We start from the raw sequence: 20510 nt of genomic DNA on the forward strand, positions 1-20510 counted from the left end.
GTGGTGTCATTCGCTCAGTCGACGATGTTCTTGGCTTCGGCGGTGCCCAGTAACTCCGGGTGCACCACCTTGCGCCGGCGTTCCAGCACCGGATGCAGAAACACCGCGCCCAGAATGATCGCAACGCCAAGATAAAACTGCAGGGTGAGCTCGCGCTGTTCGCCCAGCAGGGCGATGGCCAGCACGATGGCGTAGACCGGTTCCAGATTGGTCACCAGCTGCACCGAATACGCGCTGAGATGACGCAGCGCGACCAGCGCCAGCGCAAACGGCAGCAGGGTGCAGGCCAGTGACAGGACGAGCAGCAACACGCCATCGTGCAGGCTGGGAAGCATCAACAGATCGCCATGCAGCGATGGCAGCAGTAGCGGCATGGCTGGTGCCAGCACGGTCAGGGTCAGCGTGCCGGCGCCGAGTTCCAATGCAGTGACGGTGAGCGGGTCTGCATGCGCCACCATGCGCTTGTTGAGCGAGCCGAACAGCCCGACAAACACGGCCGAAATCGCGCCGACCACCACCCCTGCACGCATACCATCGGGCACGCCGCCGACCACCAGCGCCACTCCTGGCAACACCGCAAGGCCGAACAGCAACTCGCGCGGGCGGAACGGCCGCTGCGTCACCCATGGCTCGATCACGGCAGTGAACACCGGCGCCAAGGCGATGCAGGTGGCCGCCACTGAAGCGTTGGCCAGTTTGATCGCGCCATAGAAGGTCAGCCAGTGCAGCGCCACCAACGCGCCGATGCCGCAATAGCCCAGCACCACACGGCCAGACAAACCGCGCAAGCCGCGCCACACCCGCGGCCACAAGGCTAACGCCACCACCACGATCAACATGCGCCACCACACCAGCGGCAATGCCTGCAGCGTGATCAACTTACCCAGGATCGCGGTGATGCCCCAAAGCAGCACGCAGAAATGAATTTGCAGTTGCGCCTTGCGCAGGTCGGTCGTGGGCATGCGCCATTGTCGCCGAAAAGCCGCAGATCGGCGCCGTGCAATGAGCCTTATTGGAGCGGCTGACAACACCTGACGAGCAGTCGTCAGGTGGGTAGGGGCGGCGCTGTCAGAACCGGAGTGTATGCGTGGTACATGCCGCACCAAGCATCAACCACGCTCGCCTGGCGGCTGCAAAGTCATCTTGTCAGCTGCTCTAAGCCCCTCTCCTGCGGGAGAGGGGTTGGGGTGAGGGTACGGTCTACTCCAGCGATTGACTCAATCGTGCGCAGGCCGCTTGGCAACTCAAAGAAGGCCGAGTCTCACAGCACGCACGTTGTAATGTTTTCACGACGTTGGCGCCCAACGACCACATTGCTCAAGACCATGCAGATGGCCTCTGGGTCATGCGCTGACGAACATAAGTCGACCACGCATCCGCGCCATCACTCCTGGCTTCACCACAAGCGACGAACGAAACGCTGCGTGCAGTCGTTAGTTGGGTGTGGACGGCGTTCTCAGAACCGCGTGTATGCGTGGTCCATATCGCACCGGCCGCGCCCGCCTGGCGGTGAGCGCAGTCGTTTTGTTGGCTGCTCTAAAACGTGTTCGCCACACACGCCAGCCGGCCAGGGGGATATCGCTGCCAGCAACACGTCATCCAGCCGACAGTTCTTTCAATAGCGCCATCGCCGCAGCCGGATTGCGCTCCTTCGCCGCACTGATGAAGAACACGAACACTTCGCGCGGCGTATTTGCTGCCTGTGGCGTGGAGTCGATATGCGGCAGGTCGGCCGGGTCGTCGCCGCGTCGCCAGGCCTGGATCCGCTCGGCCCAACGCTCCAATGCTGGCGCCGGATAACCGGCATGCAGACGTGCCTGGCTACGCATCAGACGCGCGTAGACGAAATCGGTGGAGAGATCGGCGAAGGAAGGATGTTCGTCCGAATCGGTGAACACCGTGGCCACGCCGTGGCGGCGCACCAGCGCGAGCAGCGACGCATCCACCGCCGCAGGGTCGCGAACTTCGAGCACATGCCGCAGCGTACGACCGCCTGCGCGTTGAGGCAGCAACGCCAGAAAGGCCTCCAGGTCGTCGGCCTGCAGCCGATGTCCTTGCTCGAATTGCCACACCAGCGGCCCCAGGGTATCGCCGAGCTCGACAATGCCGCCGACGAAGTCGTCTACCTGCGCCTTGGTTCCCGCCAGTGTGCGTGACTGGGTGATGTGCCGCGGCGCCTTGGCAGAAAACACGAAGCCGGGCGGCACGTCATCGCGCCATTTTGCATAGGTCGCCGGTTTCTGCGCGCCGTAGTAAGTGCCGTTGATTTCGATGGCGTTGACCTGGCGGCTGGCGTATTCCAGCTCGCGCCGCTGCACCAGGCCGTCGGGATAGAACATGCCTGCGCGCCATGGCGCATACACCCAGCCGCCGATACCGACATGGATGCCGTCCAGGACGGGCGGCGCGGAAGCGAACAGATCAGACATCGCAGGGAGACTCGCTGGCAAAGGTGTGCACGATGAGGTGCCGCAGTGGTGCGGCGCGGAGTGGCAGTCACAGCCTAGCGTGGCGTAGCCGGATTGGATGCGGTGTGACAGCGCAGCCGCCGGCTGGCGATGCGGCCAACTGCAGCGCTCGCCGTGCCAGTCTGCGCGATGACGCACAGCCAGGCGGCATCTTCGCTAGCGTTCTCATGACGCAGGTCGCGATGACGTGCGACCTGCATTGCACCGTTGGCGCGGCACCACGCGAGGACGGTAGCGCCAGCGAATCTTTACCGCAAAACCCGATATCCCCATTAAGCCCGGTCCACGCGCGCCTATCTGTAGCCGCAGTCGTCTGTCGGTCGTTCTGCGCGATGCCAGCGCAGCAGGAGGCTGCCGAGCAGTCAGCGCCGAGACGACATCAACCGACACCCGGACCCCATCGCAGCCGGCTACCATGCCTGCTCAGCCGCTTGAGACCGCACCGATGACCTGGACCACGCCCGATCTGTGTGACCGCTTTCCCGAGGTGACCGTTGCCGAGCCGTTGTTCCGCCACTTTGGCGGGCGCAGCGTGTTCTCCGGGCCGATCGCGACGGTGCGCTGTTTCGAAGACAACTCGCGCGTGCGCGAGCTGGCCGCCACGCCGGGCGATGGGCGGGTACTGGTGGTGGACGGCCAGGGCTCATTGAAGCATGCGCTGCTGGGCGACCAGATCGCGGCGCAGGCGGTGGCCAATGGCTGGGCCGGCGTGTTGATCCACGGCTGCGTGCGCGATGTCGAGATCCTGGCCACGCTGCCGCTGGGCGTGCTGGCACTGGCCGCCTGCCCACGGCGCACCGAGCGACGCGATCTGGGCGATGTGGATGTGCCGGTGAATTTTGCCGGTGTCCCGTTCGTGCCCGGTCATTGGTTGTACGCCGATGCCAACGGCGTGCTGGTAACGCCGCTGCCGCTGTTGTTGGACAGTGCCAGCGTCGCAATCTGATCGACACTAAGAGAGCGTGAGAATGACCTTGAACGGATGGCTGACGGGAGGCGTGCTGATGCTGGCAACCCTGGTGACAACGACGCACGCGGCCGAGCTTCCGGCCGGCATGCAGCAGTTCGATGCACAGATGGAACGGGTGCGCAAGCAGTTCGATGTGCCCGGCATTGCGGTGGCCATCGTCAAGGATGGTCAGGTAGTGCTGGAGCGCGGCTACGGCGTGCGCGAGATCGGCAAACCCGAGCCGGTGCAGGCAGACACATTGTTTGCGATCGCGTCCAACACCAAGGCGTTTACTGCCGCGTCGCTGTCGATTCTGGCCGACGAGGGCAAGCTGTCGCTCGACGACAAGGTCATCGACCACCTGCCGTGGTTTCGGATGTCCGACCCTTATGTCAGCGGTGAAATGCGCGTGCGCGACCTGCTTGCGCACCGCAGCGGGCTGAGCCTGGGTGCCGGCGATCTGTTGTTCTGGCCGACCACCAGCTACAGCACCGAAGAGGTCGTGCAGCGCCTGGCCAAGGTGCCGTTGAAAGGCGGGTTTCGTGACCGCTACGCGTACGACAATATCTTGTACGCCGTCGCGCAGAAGGTGATCGAACAGGTCTCCGGGCAGTCCTATGCCGCGTTTTTGCAGCAGCGGATCTTCGCTCCGGTCGGCATGCGTGGGACGCGCTTCAACGCCGACCAGTTGCAGCCCGGCGACACCGCGGCGGTAGGCCATGCCAAGTACGACTTCACCGAGCTGCGCACGGCCGCGCCGCTGACCTGGTCGAACAATTCCGGTGCCGGCGGCATCTATTCCAGTGCGCACGACATGGCGTTGTGGATGAACGTGCAATTGGCCGGTGGCGTATTGCCCGATGGGAAAGCGTTGTTCAGCGCCAAACGGCAGCAGGAGATGTGGTCGATGATCACACCGATCGCGATCGCCGACCCGGCGGTGCCGGAGCTGGCGGCGGCACGCCCCAACTTTGCCGGTTACGGCGAAGGCTGGAGCCTGAGCGACTATCGCGGCCACCGTTTGGTGTGGCACACCGGCGGCTGGCCCGGCATGGTGTCGCGCCTGACCCTGGTGCCCGACCAGAAACTGGGCGTGGTGGTGCTGACCAATCAGGAAGTGGGTGCGGCGTTCAACGCGGTGACGCTGCAGGTGCTGGATGCGTTCTTGCAAGTGCCGCCCACCGACTGGACCGATGCGTACGCCAAGGCAGTGAGCAAGGCCGACAGCGATGCCGATACCAGCTGGAAGAAGCATCAGGATGCACGCACCGCACGCTCGACGCCGTCGTTGCCGCTGCGCGGTTATGCGGCCACCTATCGCGACCCGTGGTATGGCGATGTGGTGATCCGCCAGGACGGCAAGCGGTTGCGGCTGCAGTTTGCCAAGACGGCGCAGCTGATCGGCACGCTGGAGCACTGGCAGCACGACAGCTTTATCGTGCGCTGGGACGACCGTTCCTTGAACGCCGATGCCTTCGTCAACTTCGCACTCACTGCGGACGGCGCGGTGCGCGAGATGCGCATGGAGGCGATCTCGCCGTTGACCGATTTCAGCTTCGATTTTCAGGATCTGGTGCTGACCCCGGTGCCGGCGGCATCGCCCGCATCGCAGTGACACGCGTCTGAGTGCGGCGCCAGCGCATCTGCCGTGCGGTGCGCTCACCGCCAAGCGGAGGGGTGCCGTGTCCATCCATAACAGCTGAATTGGCCTGCTGGCGCGGAAATCGCCGCGCTCGGTGGCCATACGGCTACCGTCCACCGGCGCGGCTCGCTATGATCCGCGCACTTCTCAGGGATGTCCCCATACGCATGACCACTCCGCAGATGTCGGTGTATTTTTTTCTGCAGGCTGCAGCGATCCTGCTGGTATGCCGGTTCGTCGGCATGCTGGCCAAGCGCCTCGGGCAGCCGCAGGTGGTGGGCGAGATGATCGCCGGCGTGATGCTGGGGCCGTCGTTGTTCGGCCTGCTGGCACCGGGTGCGCAGGCAGCGTTGTTTCCCAAGCAGACCATGGACGTGCTGTACGTGTTCGCGCAGTTTGGCGTGGGCTTGTACATGTTTCTGGTCGGTACCGACTTCCGCGGCGATCACTTCCGTGCGCGCTATCGAAGCGCGATGAGCGTGTCGCTGGCCGGTATCGCGGTGCCGTTTGCGCTGGCATTTGCGATGTGCCCGTGGTTGCTCAATGTGGAAGGCCTGTTCTCGGAAAAGGCCAAGCTCATGGAAGCCTCGCTGTTCCTGGGCGCGGCCATTGCGATCACCGCATTCCCGATGCTGGCGCGCATCATCCACGAGCGCGGCCTGACCAATAGCCCATTGGGCACGCTGGCGCTGACCGCCGGTGCGTTCGACGATGCGGCGGCGTGGTGCATTCTGGCGGTGGTGCTGGCCAGCTTCGGCGGCAGCTGGGGCAGTGCGTACCTGGCCATCGGCGGCGGCGTCGCCTATGCGCTGTTCATGCTGTTTGTCGGCCGGCATCTGCTGCGTCGCCTGGCCGATCATGTCGTGCCGGATCAGCCGCTCAGCAACAGCATGCTGGCGATCGTGCTGATGCTGTTCTGCCTCAGCGCCTGGGCGATGGATGCGATCGGTATCCATGCCGTGTTCGGTGGCTTCCTGCTGGGCGTCTGCCTGCCCAAGGGCGCATTGACCGAGAAGCTGCGCGAGATGATGCAGCCGTTTGTGGTGGTGTTGCTGCTGCCGTTGTTCTTCACCTATTCGGGCCTGAAAACCCAGCTCAGCGTGTTGCTGCAGCCGCAGATCATGCTGGCCGGCGTCGCCATCCTGGCGGCATCGTTCATCGGCAAGGGCGTGGCCTGCTGGGCCGCGGCGCGCGCCACCGGCGAAAATAACCGCGACGCGATGGCGATCGGTTCGCTGATGAATGCACGCGGCCTGATGGAGCTGATCATCATCAATATCGGTTTGCAGGCCGGCGTGATCGAGCAGGGCCTGTTCTCGGTGCTGGTGCTGATGGCGATCCTGTCCACGCTGATGGCCACGCCGCTGTTCAACTGGATCATGCGTCGCCACGCCAACGTGACCGACGCGGTGCCGAGCCTGCAACAGCGCTGAACGCCGGCAACTGCTGCGCTGGCGAGGCAGCTGCGTCGCTGGTGAGGCGCAGCGCTTGTCGGTTGCTTGGCCGTGAGGGCAATCCTGACGTTTGAAGGCTGCGCATTGGCTGCTGCACAGCGCGCGAGCGCACCGCGCCGTGCGCTGCATGCTCCGAATGAACGCACCTGCTTGACCAGGATGGAGCGATGTCGGCTTAGTTGCAGTTGCAGTTGCAGTCGCAGTGCAGGCGCATTGAGGCGAGCATGCCACCGCCGCCATACTGGCGTCAGATATCAGTCATCGAGTCGTCATGACCAAGGCAAAAAAGAAGGCCGCCCAGCAGGCGGTGCAGGTCCCGGTGCCGATCTATCAGTTGCAGATCGCATTGGCGGGCAGTGCACCGCTGGTGTGGCGCAGCGTGCTGGTGTCCGGTGCAGTGCGGTTGGCGACCTTGCACCGCGTGCTGCAGCCGGTGATGGGCTGGAGCGGTGTGCATCCGTACGAATTCGACGTTGGCGGCGGGCGCTATGGCGAGTCCGGCCTGGATGTGCCGGATCGCTCCCGGCTCAAGCATGCCGCGCGGGTCACGCTGGAGAGCGCGCTGGGTGAGCTCGATGCATTTGGCTATTTCTATGGGGCCGGCGCCGGCTGGCAGCATACGGTGCAGGTGCAGGCCGTCTTGCCGCCGGATACCGGGCTGCGCGTGGCACGCTGCATCGATGGGGCCAATGCCTGCCCGCCGGAAAGCCGCGGCGGGATCGATGACTACCAGGAACTTCTGCAGATCATCGCCAACCCGGATCACCCGCAGCATGTGCAGGAACTGGCCACGCTCGGTGGGCGTTTCGATCCGGGTCACTTCGATCTGGTCGAGATCAACCGGCTGCTTGCGCGCGTTCGCGACTAAGAGCAGCGAACAAACCGACTGTGCTCACCGTCAGACGGGCGCGGCTGGTGCCCGGTGCTCGGTGCGGCATGGACCACGTGTCCACTCCGATTCTGAGCGCGCTGCCCGCCCCCACCTGACGATTGCTCGCTAGATTTGTTAGCCGCTCTAAACGCACGTGCTGAGACGGCTGCGCCATGCAGTGCCGGCGCCGCTGCATCCACAGCAGCACTGGGCACCCGCAGCGCGACCTCCCACGCGGAACTTGCCGCATCAACGCACTGCGGCTTGACGCCCAATCGGCTAGCCTGACCGCCCGGTGTTAGCGAAGTGCGTGCAATGTTCCGCTGGTTTGAGTCCCTGATCGATATCTTTCCGCCCATCGAGCGGGAGATGCCGCCCCGCAGCGTGTGGCGGTTTTATCTGCATTATCTGCGGCCGTTGTGGCCGATTCTGTTGGCCACGCTGGTCGCAGGGTTGCTGCTGGCGCTGGTGGAAGTGGCGATGTTCGACTTCCTCGCTCGCATCGTGGATATGCTGGCCGAGCGACCGGGACCGGACTTCTTCCGTCGTCATGCGGGCGAGTTGCTATGGATGGCAGCGATCACGCTGGTGGCGCGGCCGCTGTTCACCGGGCTGCATAACCTGCTGGTCAATCAGGCCATCGTCCCGGGCCTGAGCAACCGCTCGCGCTGGTTGATGCACAACTACGTGGTGCGCCAGAGCCTGGGCTTTTTCAACAACGATTTCGCCGGCCGCATCGCCAACCGCGTGATGCAGACGGGCACCTCGTTGCGCGAATCGGCGGTGCAGATGGTCGATGCGCTCTGGTACATCGTGGTCTATACCGGCAGTGCCTTGTGGTTATTTGCCCAGGCCGACCCGTGGCTGATGGCGCCGCTGCTGATCTGGCTGGTGGTGTATGTCGCGTTGATGGCGTTCTTCGTGCCGCGCATGAAGGCGCGTGCCTGGGTGGCATCGGACGCGCGTTCCAAGGCCACCGGGCGCATCGTCGATGGCTATACCAATATCTCCACGCTCAAGTTATTCGCCCATGCAGGCCGCGAAGAAGCCTATGTGCACGACGCGCTCGATGAGCTGGCGGTCAAGCATCGCCGGCAGACACGGGTGACCACCGCCATGGATACGGCCATCGCGGTGGCTAACGGGTTCCTGATTGTTGGCACCTGCGCCTTGTCGCTGTGGCTGTGGAACCGTGGGCAGATCAGCGTCGGTGCGATCACGCTGGCGACCGGCCTGGTGATTCGCATCCACAACATGTCCGGTTGGATCATGTGGACGGTCAACGGCATCTTCGAAGACATCGGCAGCGTGCAGGACGGCATGCAAACCATCGCGCAGCCGCTGACCGTGCAGGATGCGCCGGATGCGGTACCGCTGCGGGTCACCCAGGGTCAGGTGCACTTCGATCAGGTCCATTTCCACTACGGCAAGCGCGGCGGCGTAATCGCCGGGCTGGATCTGCAGGTGCGCGCAGGCGAAAAGATCGGCCTGGTGGGCCCTTCCGGTGCGGGTAAATCGACGTTGGTCAATGTGCTGCTGCGGCTGTACGACCTGGAGCAGGGGCGTATTTTGATCGACGGGCAGGACATCGCGCAGGTCACGCAGGAAAGCCTGCGCGGGCAGATCGGTTTGGTGACGCAGGACACCTCGCTGCTGCATCGTTCGATCCGCGACAACCTGCTGTATGGCCGGCCGCAGGCCAGCGACGCGCAGATTCTCGAAGCCGTGCGCAAGGCGCGCGCGGAGAGCTTTATTGACGCCTTGATCGATGGCGAAGGACGTCAGGGCTTCGATGCGCATGTGGGCGAGCGCGGCGTCAAACTCTCCGGCGGTCAGCGCCAGCGCATCGCCATTGCGCGCGTGCTGTTGAAAGATGCGCCTATCCTGATTCTGGACGAAGCCACTTCGGCGCTGGATTCGGAAGTGGAAGCGGCGATCCAGGACAGCCTCGACGCATTGATGGGCAACAAGACCGTTATCGCGATCGCGCACCGGCTGTCGACCATTGCGCGCATGGACCGCCTGGTGGTGATGGACGCCGGCCGCATCGTCGAAACCGGTACGCATGCGGAGCTGATCGCGCAGGGCGGGCTGTATGCACGCCTGTGGGCGCGGCAGACCGGCGGGTTTGTTGCGGCGGATGGGTGAGGGGAACGATGCTCGAGTGCTTGAGTGAGTGCTCAAGTGCTCGATGCGAGAGAAGTGAGGTCGCACGCGGGAGTCGTAACGTCGAGATCTAGCCCCTCTCCCAGCGGGAGAGGGGTTGGGGTGAGGGTACGGGGCGGAGCCACTCGCTAGTTCGGCCACACCAGGCTTCGCCCGTACCCTCATCCACCCCTGCGGGGCACCTTCTCCCGCATGCGGGAGAAGGGAGAGAGTCAGCGCTTCATCCGTCTGTTGGACCAAGCCCCTCTCCCAGCGGGAGAGGGGTTGGGGTGAGGGTACGGGGCGGAGCCACTCGCTAGTTTGGCGACACCAAGCTTCGCTCGCGCCCTCATCCGCCCCTGCGGGCACCTTCTGCCGCATGCGGGAGAAGGGAGAGAGTCAGCGCTTCGCCCATCTGTTGGAGCAAGCCTCTCTCCCAGCGGGAGAGGGGTTGGGGTGAGGGTATCGGAGGGAGCCGCTCGCTAGTTCGGCCACACCAGGCTTCGCCCGTACCCTCATCCGCCCCTGCGGGGCACCTTCTCCCGCATGCGGGAGAAGGAAGATAGTCAGCGCTTCAGCCGTTTGTTGGAGCAAGCCCCTCTCCCAGCGGGAGAGGGGTTGGGGTGAGGGTACGGGGCAGAGCCACTCGCTAGTTCGGCCACACCACGCTTCGTTCGCGCCCTCATCCGCCCCTGCGGGGCACCTTCTCCCGCATGCGGGAGAAGGGAGATGGTCAGCGCTTCCGCCCGTCTGTTGGACCAAGCCCCTCTCCCGCGAGGAGAAGGAAGTGCTTACTTAATCGGCTGATCCAGCATCAGCTCGCGTGCAAAGCGCACCGGCGGGGCGCCGTAGGACAGCATCTTGTCGTGGTATGCCTTCAGGTTGAAGTCTTTGCCCAGCTTCTCTTGCACCGCCTTGCGCGTGTCCAGATGTTCCTGCACGCCGACGAAGTAGGTTGGCAGTTGCGCCGACGACAGCTGCGCACGCACCCATTTGCCCGCGGCTTCGCTTTCCTGCTGGAAGGTGTCGTGCGTCATCAGGTGCATCGCCTTGTCGCGGTCCCAGCCGTCCACATGCACGCCCTGGTCGAGGATGGCGTTGGCAATGGTGCGCAGGTAGAACTTGAGCTGCACCAGGTGGAACAGCGGGTCGTTATCCAGGTAGCCCTGCTCCTGCATCATGCGCTCGGTGTACACCGCCCAGCCTTCGGCGAACATGCCCGAGCGCAGCACCGCGCGCAGCGTGGAGGGGAACTTGGCCGAGTGCCAGCCTTCCAGGTAATGGCCCGGCGTGCCCTCGTGGATGCTGAGCAGATGGATCATGCGGGTGTTGTATTCGCGCAGGAACGAATCGACCTGCTTGTCGTTCCAGTCGTCGGGAATCGGCGATACCGCGTAGAAGGTCTTGAGATTCTTGTCGAGCGGGCCGGGCGAATCGCAATACGCCACCGCCACGCCGCGCTGGAATTCCGGCATCAGGATGATGTCCACCGGCGAATCCGGCAGCGTCATCAAATTTTTCTGACGCACGAAGTTGGTGGACTGCGTCAGCGCTGCCTTGGCTTCGTCCACCACCTTGTCGCGCGCGGGCTTGTCGGCATACGCCAGTTCCAGCGCGGCTTCGATTGCAGCCTGTTGCTGATCGTCGGTCGGCGAGGCGGGCAGCTTCGGTGCGCCCGGTTTGTCCTTGAGCACGGTACGCGCAATGCCGTACATCTCGCTGCGCACGCGTTTGAGCTCGGACTCCGCACGTTGTTTGATATCGGCGCGCGACAGCGACGACAACAGCGCGAATTTCAGCTTTTGATCGTACTTTTCTGCACCGACACGGAAGTCCCCCTTGGCATTGGGCACCAGCACGGTGTCCAGCCAGGTCTGCTGCTCGGTCACCGCCTTGCGCAGGTTGTCGATGGCCGCCTGCGCACGCGCCGCTTCGATCGGGCCAAGCTGGCCGATGTTGGGCGCGATGAAGGTATCGACAATGCTCAAGATCCCCTTGTTCTGCTTGGCCACCGTCTCGGCGTGAATCTTGGGCACGCGCGCCGGGTCCAGGTTCTCGCGCGCCTGCGCAAAGATGCTCGGGATTTTTTCCATGCGCTGGGTGGCCGACGCCAGGCGCTCGGGCAGCGGTGCGAACTCGCGCGCCATCAGGCCGTACAACGCGCTACCGGCCAGGCCGTTGTAGACCTGCGGGTCCCAGGCCCAGCTCTGCAGGACCTCGGTATTCCAGATTTCCGATTGCAGCTGATTACGCAAGATCGCCGCATCGACCTGGTTCTCGCGCGACAGCTTGGCGATGTCGATCGCCTCCAGCTCGGTCAGCAGCTTCTTGCCGGCATCCAGGCTGCGCTGGCGCCCGGCGGTGCTGAGATCGTCGATCTGCGTATCGAAACGGTGATCGCCGGTCTGGGTGGCGGTGACCGGCGACAGCTGCATCCAGGTGTCCAGGGCCTGTTTGGAGAGCGCGGCAAAGCGCGCATCCGGGGTCTGCGCGTCGTGCGCGCCGGCGGGCGGCGTGGTGCCGGCGCTCGGCGAGGCGGGCTGCTGTTGGCAGGCACTCAGGCCGGCGATCAGGGCGAGGACAAGCAGGCGTTGACGCATGGTGGGTCCTGGTGGAGTCAATCCGCCAGCATAGGCAACTGTGCGGTTGTCCGCATCCACCATTGGTTTAGAGTGGCGATCGAATCGGCGCGCCGCCCACAAAGGCGGCCGCAGCCGTTGTCCGGCATCGGCCGGTAGCGAGCGAACCCTCGCCGCTGCCATGCCCGCTGTCGCGTCCCACCGTTTGCCCGTTGTACGCCACAGTCAGGTGGCGCTTTCCAAGGAGGAATACCCATGCTGTATGCCGGTAGTTGTCATTGCGGAAGCATCGCGTTCGAGCTGGAGACCGATGCGCCGATCACCGAGGTCTACGACTGCAATTGCTCGCTTTGCCGTCGCCGCGGTGGTCTGCTCTGGTTCGGCACACGCACCCAGCTGCGTCTGCAGGCGGCCGCGGAGGCGGTTGGCACCTACCGCTTCAATCACCACCATATCGAGCATCATCATTGCCCGCAGTGCGGCATTGCGCCCTTCAGCGAGGGGGCCAACCCCAAGACCGGCGAAGCCAGCGTCGTGGTCAACGTGCGCTGCCTGCCCGCGCTGGATCTGACCACCTTGCGCGTGCAACAGGTCGATGGAGCCAGCCGATGAGGCGCGGCGTGCGCTGGCCCGGCATCGCGCTGCTGGTCGGCTGGGCCCTGTGCGGATGTGCGCGGCCTCAGGGAGAGATGGCCGCAGACGGCGGTGCGCCAGCGCCGGCGCCGCCAGCTGCGCAGGGCAATGCGCTGGCTTACGAACACGATGTGCGGATCGAGTTGCCGGCCGATCAGATCGGCGAGCGCATCGCGGCGGTCCGTGCAGCCTGCCAGAGCGCACAGTTCGGCACCTGCGCGCTGTTGGCGGTGGAACAGGATGGTGGGCGCGAGCCCAGCGGCAGCGTTCGCGTGCGCACGGTGGCCGAGGGCATCGAGCCACTGGTGCAGCTGGCCGGCCAGCATGGCGATGTGGCGGCACGCAGCACGCACGCCGAGGATCTGGCCCAGCAGATTGCCGATACCGGTCTGGCGCAAGCGCGGCTGCAGAAAGAACACGCGCGTCTGCTGGAATTGCAGCAACGTCGCGATCTGGCGGTGAGCGATCTGCTTGCATTGTCCAAGCGCCTGGCCGAGATCGAGGCCGAAGCGCAGCAAACCCAGCAAGAAGCGGCGCAGCAGCAACGCCGTATCCGCACCCAGTTACTGACGCTCAACTTCCGCAGTACCGGCGGGGAGCAGGGCAGAAGCGAGATTGCGCAGGCAGCTGCCGAATTCGGGCAGGTGTTTTCGTCCAGCGTGGCGTTCGTGATCCGTGCGGTTGCGGCATTGCTGCCAGTGGCACTGGTGGCGGCGATCGTCGGCTGGCTGCTGTTGCAGGCGTGGCGCTGGCGCGCGCGGCGTCGCCGGATGTCCTGACCTGCGCGCGGCTGGGCGGCACTGCCGCACCAGCCGCGCGTGACTGGCGCCGTCGTACGATGTTGAAAGCCGCGCTGGGGAAGTAGTGCAGGGTGCAGGTACACAGCGCATGCACTCTGGTATGTGCATCGACATGGCCGCGTGTTAACAGCGCTGTTCGACCAGGTCGCTTCCAGCGTGCTGTAAGCCTCCGGTGCGAGCAGCGCTTGCTGAAGCAAGGCGCCAGCGGGCCGTAGGCTTCGTCGGGAAAAGGCAGGCCGACTGCAGGCATCGAGCGATGCTGCAGTCGCGCCCAGCGCAGGCTCAGCCTTCGTCGACTTCGTATTCGACAAACACGTCCAGCTGCAAGGCCAGTTCCTGCACCGCGTCGCGCACCTTCTGCGCGGTGGCCTCGTTGCCGGCTTCCACTTCGAACTCGTGGCTGCCCGGACCTTCGTCGTCGGACAGGCCGGCCGAGCTGGAATCGTCGTCGTCCAGATGCGGCATCAGGTCGTCCACTTCTTCGACGTGCTCGATACCTTCGATGCTCTGCAGCAGGTTGGCGATGGCACGTGCGTCGTCGTCGGTGCCGGTGATACGCATGCGAAGAGTCGGCATGGGAAAGCTTCCTTGGATTGGGGACCCAAAGCCTAGGCAGCGGTCAGGCAAGATCGGGTGATGGCTGCGTGCGCCGGCTGCTCACGCGCGCTTGGCTGTCGCCTGTGCCGGGGCGGTATCCAGCACCGGCACCAGCAGCGCCTGCGCGGCAGTGCGCAGCAGTGCCGGCGCGATGTAGCGATGGTGCACGCCGTCCACCAAGGCCATGTAGACGCGGCCAAACGTATTACGGCAGGCCACCCGCGTCTCCAGGCTCAGCTCCACGCTGCCATCCTCCAGTACCTCCACGCCCACGCTGCTGCGGAAGACCAGGTGGCGGTCGTCGGCGCCCAGCAGTACCTGCACGCGTCGGCCCAGTGGCGCGGTGTCTTGCGCAAGCACCGGGAACCGGCCCGCGAACAGACAGTCGCGCTGCGCCGACAGCAACGACGATACCGGGCAGCCCAGCGGCGAGGTCCGCAACTGCAACGGCGCCACCAGCGCATTGCGCAGCCGCATCAGCCAGGTCACGCCGCGCGGCGCGCGCTCGGTGAATCCTTCCAGCAGCAACGCCATCAAGGTGTGCGCACCGTGCTGACGTAACTGATGCGGCTGCAGGCGCAGACGCACGCTGTCCTGATGATCGAAGCGTTGCAGATGCCGGGTCAGCAGCGAGCCGGGCTTGGGCTCGGCATGCACGCTGACCTGCGCCCGGTGCGGTGCCAGCGCAACGAACCCCACCGGCCGCCGCAACCGGCTCACTGCCTGGCGCAGCCTGCCGCTGAAGGAGCGCAGCCGGCCGCACCAGGCAAACCGGCTGCTGCCCGGCGATGCGGCCAGCGACAAACCCACAGTGGGAATCTGCAGCGCACGCGCCTGAGCCGAGGCCAGCAGTGCAATCACTGACTCGGGCAGCGTTTCGGTGAGCGTTGCGATATCGGCGGTACCGGCCAGCACGCGTGCGCGTACCGCATCGCTCAACTCGCCGCCGGCCTCATCGCTGTGGCAGGACAGTGCAAAAAACGCCGGGTGTGCGGCCTGCGCTTTCAGCGGTGCGAACTGATGCCAGGTGCCGCCGCCAAAGCGCACGGTAAACAGGCAATCGGCCGGCAGATCGATATGCCGTAACGCCGCCAGAAAGTGTTGCGGGTCCTGTTCAATCTGCTCCATCGAGGCGGTGCAAAAGCGCAGTTGCGCGCCACTGCTGCCGGTGATGGCGGTGAACATGCGGTGCCCGGCGTGGCGATGGAACGGGTGGCCATTGGCGCCCACCGCAAACGAGAACAGCGCGGTCGATTCGCCGTGCGCAAAATCGGTGGCCGCCAGGCGTGCCGATGGCTCGTCCAGCGCATCGTGAAAGCTGGGATGCGCGCGCTGGCGGCGGCAGGCCTGGTCGATCAACGGGTTGCCCGCGCCCACGCCCAGCTGTGCGATCAGCGTGACCTCCACCGGCAGGCCGCCGCTGTAGGACTCCAGACGGACGGACGGAAAACCTGCGTGTGCGTCGGCAGGGCGGTGCTGGGGTGTGCTGAACATCGGCATGAGTCCTTTGCGGCCGGAGGTGAGTCAGGAGGTCTTCTTGGTCAGGGCACGCGCTTTGCGTTTGATCGGTGCCGAGGCCGGGCAGACCTCGAAGGCGAAACTGCTGAGGGTGTTGACCAGGTTGTCCGGGGTGAGCCGGTAGATCACGAACTGGCCGCGACGCTCGCTGGACACCAGCCCGGCGGTTTCCAGCACCGACAGATGCCGCGAGATCGCCGGCGCGCTCATCTCGAACAGCTGCCCGATCTGCCCGGCGGTGAGTTCCTGGTCTGCCAGGCACGCCAGCATCTTGCGGCGGGGTTGGGAGGCGAGGGCTTCGAAGACGCGGTCGATGGACATAAGGGTTTAAGTAATTAACGAATTAGCTAATTAATTGATTTTATGGCGGCCGATGTCAAGCGTTTTTTTTGGGTGGTGCTCCCGGGCCACGGCCGGGTGCATCTGGTGAATGCCGCAAGCATTGCTGCGATGGAGGATTTCTCGGCGGCTTACGCCGGAAGCGCGCGGGATCTACCAACGCTGTGGCGCAGGGTGCGGCCGATTGGCGATGAGTGCCTTTGCCGCCAATGGCCTGCACGACTGTCACACCACCTCAGTCCGGGAACAACCGCGCGCGTTTCGAGAACGTCACGCTCAGGTGATCCAATGACGGGACGCCTGGCCGGCGAGACCGCAGCGGTTCAAACGGCCACTCTCACGCCGCCGGCAGTGCCACCAGTTCTGCCGGCAGTGCGGGCATCGGGGTGCGTTCGTCCAGCGCTTCGCGTTTGAGCCAGTCGATGAACAACGCCGCCGCCGGGCTGGGCTCGCGGTGGCTTGGGTGCACGATGTAATACGCGTAGCGGGCTTTGAGCGTGGGGCCTGGTAGCCGCACCAGTTCGTAGCGTTGCAGATAGGGCTGGGCGATGTGCTTGCGTGCCAGCACCGCGCCCAGGCCGTACACCGCTGCGCGCATCGCATCGGTGCTGTCGTTGAAGGTATGCATCGGCGGCAGCGTGGTGCCGCGCACCTGGGCGGCGCGAAACCAGTCGCGCCAGCCTTGTGGCGACATATCGCTCAGCAGCGGCAACTGGGCAATCTGCGCCGGTGTGCGCAGTGCCGCCACTTCCGGCAACGAGGGCGAGGCCACCGGAAACAGCTCATCGTCCATCAAATGGTGCGAGGTCAGTCCCGGCCATGCGCCTTGCCCATAACGGATGCCCAGTTCCGGGCCGCCTTCTTCGAAACGCGAGAACGCCGGGTCCGATTGCAGGTCCAGGCGGACATGCGGATGGGCGCGGCAAAAGCGCGGCAGGCGCGGTAATAGCCAGCAGTACGACAGCGAGCGCAGCGTGGTCACCCGCAGTGGGATGGCGTCTTCGCGCGGATGCAGGTTGCCGGCCACCGCGGCGATCTCGGCCAGTGCGGCGGTGGCGGCATCGGCCAGCTGACGGCCTTCGGCGGTGAGCTTGACCCCGCGCGGCAGCCGCTGGAACAAGGTGACCCCGAGCAGCGCTTCGAGCTTGCGTACATGGTGGCTGACCGCGCTGGCGGTGAGATGCAGTTCTTCGGCCGCATGCGCGAAATTTTGATGGCGCGCGGCGGCGGCGAACACGCCCAATGCGGGCAGCAGGGTCGGGCGCAGATTCATCGAGACATGAGTCAGATTTGTGGCTGACCGCGATACTACGCGCTTGTCGGGCCTGCGGCGGCAGCCGATGCTGCGTCATCCCGTCGCGATGATCGTGCCATGTCCAGCTGTCCGCCCGAGCTTGTCTTCTGCCGTCTTAGCGCCGCACGGCATGCCGCGGGAGCACAGCCATGAGCGCGCACTCGTCGACGCAGCCAGTCGTTGCAGCGCGCGAATGGCGGACCCCGCTCGAGCTGGGTTTTCTCGGCATCGTGTGGGGGTGCTCGTTCCTGTTCATGCGTGTGGCGGCGCCCAAGTTCGGCACGGTGGCGTTGGTGGAAATTCGCCTGGCGCTGGGTGCAGCGGTCCTGCTGCCGTTTCTGTGGTTGGCGCGCGACCGGTTCCCCTTGCACCGTTGGCCGATGCTGGCGGCGATCGGCGTGTTGAACTCCGCGTTGCCGTTTCTGCTGTTTGCCTGGGGCGCGCAACATGCGCCTGCCGCCGTCGGTGCGATCTGCAATGCGATGACGGTGTTGTTCACTGCGTTGATCGCGTTCTTGTTCTTTGGCGAGCGCATCGGTACGCGGCGCGCGCTGGCCTTGTTGGTGGGATTCATCGGCGTGCTGGTGCTGGCGACCGGCAAGTCAGCCGGGTTGAGCGTGGGCCCGGCGGCATTGGCCGGCGCCACCGCCTCGCTGCTGTACGGCATCGGCTACAACCTGGTGAAGCGCCACATGGGCGACCTGCCACCGGCTGCATCGGCGGCGTCCACGCTGGGGTGCAGTGCATTGCTGCTGGCACCGTTGGCCTGGCTGCAGTGGCCGACCACGCCGGTGCCGGCAGTGGCCTGGGCGTGTGCGACCGCATTGGGCGTGGTCTGCACCGGCTTGGCATTCTTGATGTATTACCGGTTGATCCAGCGCATCGGCCCGGCGCGGGCATCCACCGTGACCTACCTGGTGCCGGTGTTCGGCGCGCTGCTGGCGTGGTCGCTGCTGGGCGAACCGCTGACCTGGACCATGTTGCTGGCCGCGGTGCTGATTCTGGGCAGCGTCGCCTTCAGTCAGCGCGCGCGCTAAGCGTCACCGACACAAAACGATCGCGCTTGCCGCCCGGCGGGCGCCGCCGGTGTTAGGTACTCCCGGTGGCGTGGACCACGCGAAACTCCGGTTCTGAGTGCATCATCCCTGACGACTGCTCGCTAGGTGGTGTGAGCCGCTCTAAGCCACGCGCAGCCCGCTTTCACGACTCCCCAATTCCGAATCCCTAATCCCGGATCTCGATTCAGCCCGCCGGCGGTGTCCGCACCGGCAGCGGCACGTTGCACAGATCGATATGTCCGGCCGGACGCTTGTAGAAGTCGTCCTTGCGATTGCGGCGTGCTTCGGCCACATCGCGGAAGCTCTGGCTGTCGGTGCGCAACAGTTGCAACGGCGTGCGCTCCGGCACCGGCACTTCGCTGGCCAGGCGTATCGCACGGATCGCAGAGCGTTGCGTGGTGTCTTCGTAGAAGCCCATCGGGTCCGGCCCACGGGGGATCACGCTCAGCAACTCCATGCCCTTGACCACGCGGCCGACCACGGTGATGTTGCGGTCCAACTGCCGTGGCGACTGCCCGGTGACCACATACAATTCGGCGCCGATGCTGCTGTCTTCGTCATTGTTGCGCCCTGCGCCCAGCGTGCCGTAGCAATGCGCCAGCCAGGCTTTGCCGGTGGCGCTGTCGCGGCCTGCCGGGAAGCCGTCCACAAAGCCGACCTGTGGCGCCCAGCCATCGCTATCGGGCAGACGCTGAAAATCCAGACCTTGCGCGGCGCGTTCGAACTCGGCAGGCAGATGGGTCTTGGCCGAGCCCAATGATTTGGCCTTGTCCGGCGTCTCGCCATCGGGGTCGCCGAACTGCACCACGAAATTATCCTGCGAGCGATAGATGCTGAGCCCATCCCAGAAGCGCTCGTGGGCGAGCGTGCGGATGTTGCCCACGTGCTCGGGCGCAAATTGCGGCGCCAACTCGATGATCACCCGGCCGGTATCCAGTTCCAGGTACAGCGTGCGATCGGGATCGAGCACGCGCCAGGCGTTGGCCGGCGAGCTGTCCAGGATTTGTTGCGGGCTGCGGTAGGCCGCATGCGCGGCAGCGGGCACTACCAGCGCGAGCAGGCAGGCAGAAACAACAGTGCGCAGCAGCATGAAGGCAACCAGCGAAGGAAAGGTGGTTGATTCTTGACCAATGCGCGCAAGGACGCAAAGCGGTGATGCGCGCGCCACGACGCCGACGCGCTACGCCAGCGTCGTGGCAATGATGATTGCGTGCCATTGCGGCGCACCTGGCGCAGACATGACGTGCCCGCATCGAGCGGGCGCGTCATGTCCGATTGGCGCATGGATTTATCGCTCTCCTGCTTTGCAGCGGAGCGACAGTGCTGCAGTTACCGTGCCGGTTTGCGCTTGACGTAGAGTTGCTTGCGTACGTGCGCAACGACATCGCCATCGCGGTTGTGTATCGTGTTTTCGAACCAGCGCAGATGCTTCTCTCCGCTGGCGGTGGCGTCGCGCAGTTCGGCGAGCATGGCGTTGTCGATCACAAAGTCCGCGCTCACCGTGCCGCGCCCGGGTTTGACGAATTCGATGCTGCCGGCCTTGTCCCACACGTAGTAGTCGCGCCCCAGGTTCTGCATTACCAGCAGCATCCAGAACGGATCGGTCATCGCGAACAGGCTGCCGCCGAAATGGGTGCCGACGTAATTGCGATTCCATGGGCGCTGCCGCAGTTCCACACGCGCGAAGCGATAGTCGGCCGACAACACGGTGACGTGGATGCCTGAAAACAGATACGGCGGCCACAGGTTGATGCCGAGCTTGAACAGTGAAGCGCGCATGCGGGCCGGGTTCCATGGCGGGTCGGGCCTGCAGCATAACATTCGCATGCGTATGGTTGGCGTGGCCGTCCATGGAAGCGGCTGTGCCCGTCATGTGAGTCTGTCCAGGCGCCGCGTCATCTCCGGACCGTGCAAGTCGCGCCGCCTCGCGCAGAAGGCTCGACCACCCGCATTCTTTCGTAGGAGAGGACCTGGCCGCGACGGTGCGTCACCGTTACCGCGTGACGATTTATCGCGACCGCGGGAATGCTTCATCGCGGCCAGGTCCGCTCCTACGGGTCAGGGGGCGGGGTGGCTTGAAGTCGTCGTCGCTGCGCCGGGTGCCGTCTGCGCAATCTGGTGGGGACCGGCTCCCACGCTCTAGTGCAGCGCTGCCTTACGCGT

Annotated in this window: 17 protein-coding genes and 2 other RNA genes; 9 read left to right on the forward strand and 10 right to left on the reverse strand. The window is 65.0% G+C overall.

The genetic code is table 11. The features are described from left to right. Positions 1 to 14 precede the first annotated feature (14 nt). From RQH86_RS21885 to RQH86_RS21895, 3 genes are all read right to left on the reverse strand, one after another. Entirely contained in the window at positions 15 to 962 is a 948-nt protein-coding gene (locus tag RQH86_RS21885; RefSeq protein WP_055849891.1) for a DMT family transporter, read from the reverse strand. Between the two features lie 57 nt (positions 963 to 1019). Beyond that, positions 1020 to 1096, reverse strand: a non-coding RNA gene (locus RQH86_RS21890) — sX9 sRNA. Between the two features lie 499 nt (positions 1097 to 1595). After that, positions 1596 to 2429, reverse strand: coding sequence for a DUF72 domain-containing protein (locus tag RQH86_RS21895; RefSeq protein ID WP_311240140.1), 834 nt, complete (start codon positions 2427 to 2429; stop codon positions 1596 to 1598). A gap of 484 nt (positions 2430 to 2913) precedes the next feature. Between RQH86_RS21895 and rraA the strand changes: the two genes are divergently transcribed. The 6 genes from rraA (at position 2914) to RQH86_RS21925 (ending at position 9532) form a co-directional block, all read left to right on the forward strand. Beyond that, a complete protein-coding gene (rraA, locus tag RQH86_RS21900; protein WP_115528467.1) occupies positions 2914 to 3414 on the forward strand; it encodes a ribonuclease E activity regulator RraA in 501 nt (166 codons plus the stop codon). 22 nt (positions 3415 to 3436) lie between these two features. Further along, a complete protein-coding gene (locus tag RQH86_RS21905) occupies positions 3437 to 5032 on the forward strand; it encodes a serine hydrolase (protein ID WP_311240139.1) in 1596 nt (531 codons plus the stop codon). 194 nt (positions 5033 to 5226) lie between these two features. Further along, the gene (locus RQH86_RS21910) at positions 5227 to 6492 is read left to right on the forward strand and encodes a cation:proton antiporter (RefSeq protein ID WP_311240138.1); all 1266 of its coding nucleotides are present in this window, start codon (positions 5227 to 5229) and stop codon (positions 6490 to 6492) included. Between the two features lie 292 nt (positions 6493 to 6784). Next, entirely contained in the window at positions 6785 to 7381 is a 597-nt protein-coding gene (locus RQH86_RS21915) for a plasmid pRiA4b ORF-3 family protein (RefSeq protein WP_311240137.1), read from the forward strand. A 68-nt stretch (positions 7382 to 7449) separates the two neighbouring features. Next, a non-coding RNA gene (locus tag RQH86_RS21920) (sX9 sRNA) lies at positions 7450 to 7525 on the forward strand. A 174-nt stretch (positions 7526 to 7699) separates the two neighbouring features. Then, positions 7700 to 9532: an ABC transporter ATP-binding protein gene (locus tag RQH86_RS21925; protein ID WP_311240136.1), complete on the forward strand. Its 1833-nt coding sequence runs from the start codon at positions 7700 to 7702 to the stop codon at positions 9530 to 9532. A gap of 788 nt (positions 9533 to 10320) precedes the next feature. Here RQH86_RS21925 and RQH86_RS21930 read toward each other — a convergent pair. Beyond that, complete coding sequence (locus tag RQH86_RS21930; protein ID WP_311240135.1) at positions 10321 to 12129, reverse strand: DUF885 domain-containing protein; 1809 nt, start codon at positions 12127 to 12129, stop codon at positions 10321 to 10323. A gap of 234 nt (positions 12130 to 12363) precedes the next feature. On the opposite strand from RQH86_RS21930, the gene RQH86_RS21935 reads away from it, so the two are divergent. Both RQH86_RS21935 and RQH86_RS21940 read left to right on the forward strand, forming a co-directional pair. Then, complete coding sequence (locus RQH86_RS21935) at positions 12364 to 12720, forward strand: GFA family protein (protein WP_311240134.1); 357 nt, start codon at positions 12364 to 12366, stop codon at positions 12718 to 12720. Further along, positions 12717 to 13520 (forward strand): DUF4349 domain-containing protein, encoded by an 804-nt coding sequence (locus RQH86_RS21940; RefSeq protein ID WP_115513397.1) that lies wholly within the window; start codon positions 12717 to 12719, stop codon positions 13518 to 13520. Before RQH86_RS21935 ends, RQH86_RS21940 begins: the two co-directional genes overlap by 4 nt. Before the next feature lie 303 nt (positions 13521 to 13823). On the opposite strand, the gene RQH86_RS21945 is transcribed toward RQH86_RS21940, so the two are convergent. The 4 genes from RQH86_RS21945 to RQH86_RS21960 all read right to left on the reverse strand — a co-directional run bounded on the left by RQH86_RS21945 (position 13824) and on the right by RQH86_RS21960 (position 17268). Further along, a complete protein-coding gene (locus RQH86_RS21945) occupies positions 13824 to 14117 on the reverse strand; it encodes a hypothetical protein (RefSeq protein ID WP_023903350.1) in 294 nt (97 codons plus the stop codon). Between the two features lie 81 nt (positions 14118 to 14198). Beyond that, the gene (locus tag RQH86_RS21950) at positions 14199 to 15632 is read right to left on the reverse strand and encodes a DUF2867 domain-containing protein (RefSeq protein WP_311238306.1); all 1434 of its coding nucleotides are present in this window, start codon (positions 15630 to 15632) and stop codon (positions 14199 to 14201) included. Positions 15633 to 15662: 30 nt separating this feature from the next. Continuing rightward, on the reverse strand, positions 15663 to 15977 hold the full coding sequence (locus RQH86_RS21955) for a metalloregulator ArsR/SmtB family transcription factor (protein ID WP_055849910.1): 315 nt from the start codon (positions 15975 to 15977) through the stop codon (positions 15663 to 15665). A gap of 355 nt (positions 15978 to 16332) precedes the next feature. Beyond that, a complete protein-coding gene (locus RQH86_RS21960; RefSeq protein WP_115554175.1) occupies positions 16333 to 17268 on the reverse strand; it encodes a LysR substrate-binding domain-containing protein in 936 nt (311 codons plus the stop codon). Positions 17269 to 17438: 170 nt separating this feature from the next. On the opposite strand from RQH86_RS21960, the gene RQH86_RS21965 reads away from it, so the two are divergent. Continuing rightward, entirely contained in the window at positions 17439 to 18326 is an 888-nt protein-coding gene (locus RQH86_RS21965; RefSeq protein ID WP_311238307.1) for a DMT family transporter, read from the forward strand. Positions 18327 to 18531: 205 nt separating this feature from the next. Here RQH86_RS21965 and RQH86_RS21970 read toward each other — a convergent pair whose 3' ends face one another. Beyond that, positions 18532 to 19437: a peptidylprolyl isomerase gene (locus RQH86_RS21970; protein ID WP_115554174.1), complete on the reverse strand. Its 906-nt coding sequence runs from the start codon at positions 19435 to 19437 to the stop codon at positions 18532 to 18534. A gap of 239 nt (positions 19438 to 19676) precedes the next feature. Then, the gene (locus RQH86_RS21975) at positions 19677 to 20126 is read right to left on the reverse strand and encodes a DUF4442 domain-containing protein (protein ID WP_311238308.1); all 450 of its coding nucleotides are present in this window, start codon (positions 20124 to 20126) and stop codon (positions 19677 to 19679) included. Between the last annotated feature and the right edge of the window lie 384 nt (positions 20127 to 20510).

It is taken from the genome of Xanthomonas sp. WCS2018Noco2-27, assembly GCF_031843525.1.
Lineage (GTDB): Bacteria > Pseudomonadota > Gammaproteobacteria > Xanthomonadales > Xanthomonadaceae > Xanthomonas.

Bases quoted from the DNA above. Each gene is read 5' to 3' on its own strand.
- RQH86_RS21885 (WP_055849891.1), bottom strand. From the start codon at position 962: ATGCCCACGACCGACCTGCGCAAGGCGCAACTGCAAATTCATTTCTGC.
- RQH86_RS21895 (WP_311240140.1), bottom strand. From the start codon at position 2,429: ATGTCTGATCTGTTCGCTTCCGCGCCGCCCGTCCTGGACGGCATCCAT.
- rraA (WP_115528467.1), top strand. From the start codon at position 2,914: ATGACCTGGACCACGCCCGATCTGTGTGACCGCTTTCCCGAGGTGACC.
- RQH86_RS21905 (WP_311240139.1), top strand. From the start codon at position 3,437: ATGACCTTGAACGGATGGCTGACGGGAGGCGTGCTGATGCTGGCAACC.
- RQH86_RS21910 (WP_311240138.1), top strand. From the start codon at position 5,227: ATGACCACTCCGCAGATGTCGGTGTATTTTTTTCTGCAGGCTGCAGCG.
- RQH86_RS21915 (WP_311240137.1), top strand. From the start codon at position 6,785: ATGACCAAGGCAAAAAAGAAGGCCGCCCAGCAGGCGGTGCAGGTCCCG.
- RQH86_RS21925 (WP_311240136.1), top strand. From the start codon at position 7,700: ATGTTCCGCTGGTTTGAGTCCCTGATCGATATCTTTCCGCCCATCGAG.
- RQH86_RS21930 (WP_311240135.1), bottom strand. From the start codon at position 12,129: ATGCGTCAACGCCTGCTTGTCCTCGCCCTGATCGCCGGCCTGAGTGCC.
- RQH86_RS21935 (WP_311240134.1), top strand. From the start codon at position 12,364: ATGCTGTATGCCGGTAGTTGTCATTGCGGAAGCATCGCGTTCGAGCTG.
- RQH86_RS21940 (WP_115513397.1), top strand. From the start codon at position 12,717: ATGAGGCGCGGCGTGCGCTGGCCCGGCATCGCGCTGCTGGTCGGCTGG.
- RQH86_RS21945 (WP_023903350.1), bottom strand. From the start codon at position 14,117: ATGCCGACTCTTCGCATGCGTATCACCGGCACCGACGACGACGCACGT.
- RQH86_RS21950 (WP_311238306.1), bottom strand. From the start codon at position 15,632: ATGTTCAGCACACCCCAGCACCGCCCTGCCGACGCACACGCAGGTTTT.
- RQH86_RS21955 (WP_055849910.1), bottom strand. From the start codon at position 15,977: ATGTCCATCGACCGCGTCTTCGAAGCCCTCGCCTCCCAACCCCGCCGC.
- RQH86_RS21960 (WP_115554175.1), bottom strand. From the start codon at position 17,268: ATGAATCTGCGCCCGACCCTGCTGCCCGCATTGGGCGTGTTCGCCGCC.
- RQH86_RS21965 (WP_311238307.1), top strand. From the start codon at position 17,439: ATGAGCGCGCACTCGTCGACGCAGCCAGTCGTTGCAGCGCGCGAATGG.
- RQH86_RS21970 (WP_115554174.1), bottom strand. From the start codon at position 19,437: ATGCTGCTGCGCACTGTTGTTTCTGCCTGCCTGCTCGCGCTGGTAGTG.
- RQH86_RS21975 (WP_311238308.1), bottom strand. From the start codon at position 20,126: ATGCGCGCTTCACTGTTCAAGCTCGGCATCAACCTGTGGCCGCCGTAT.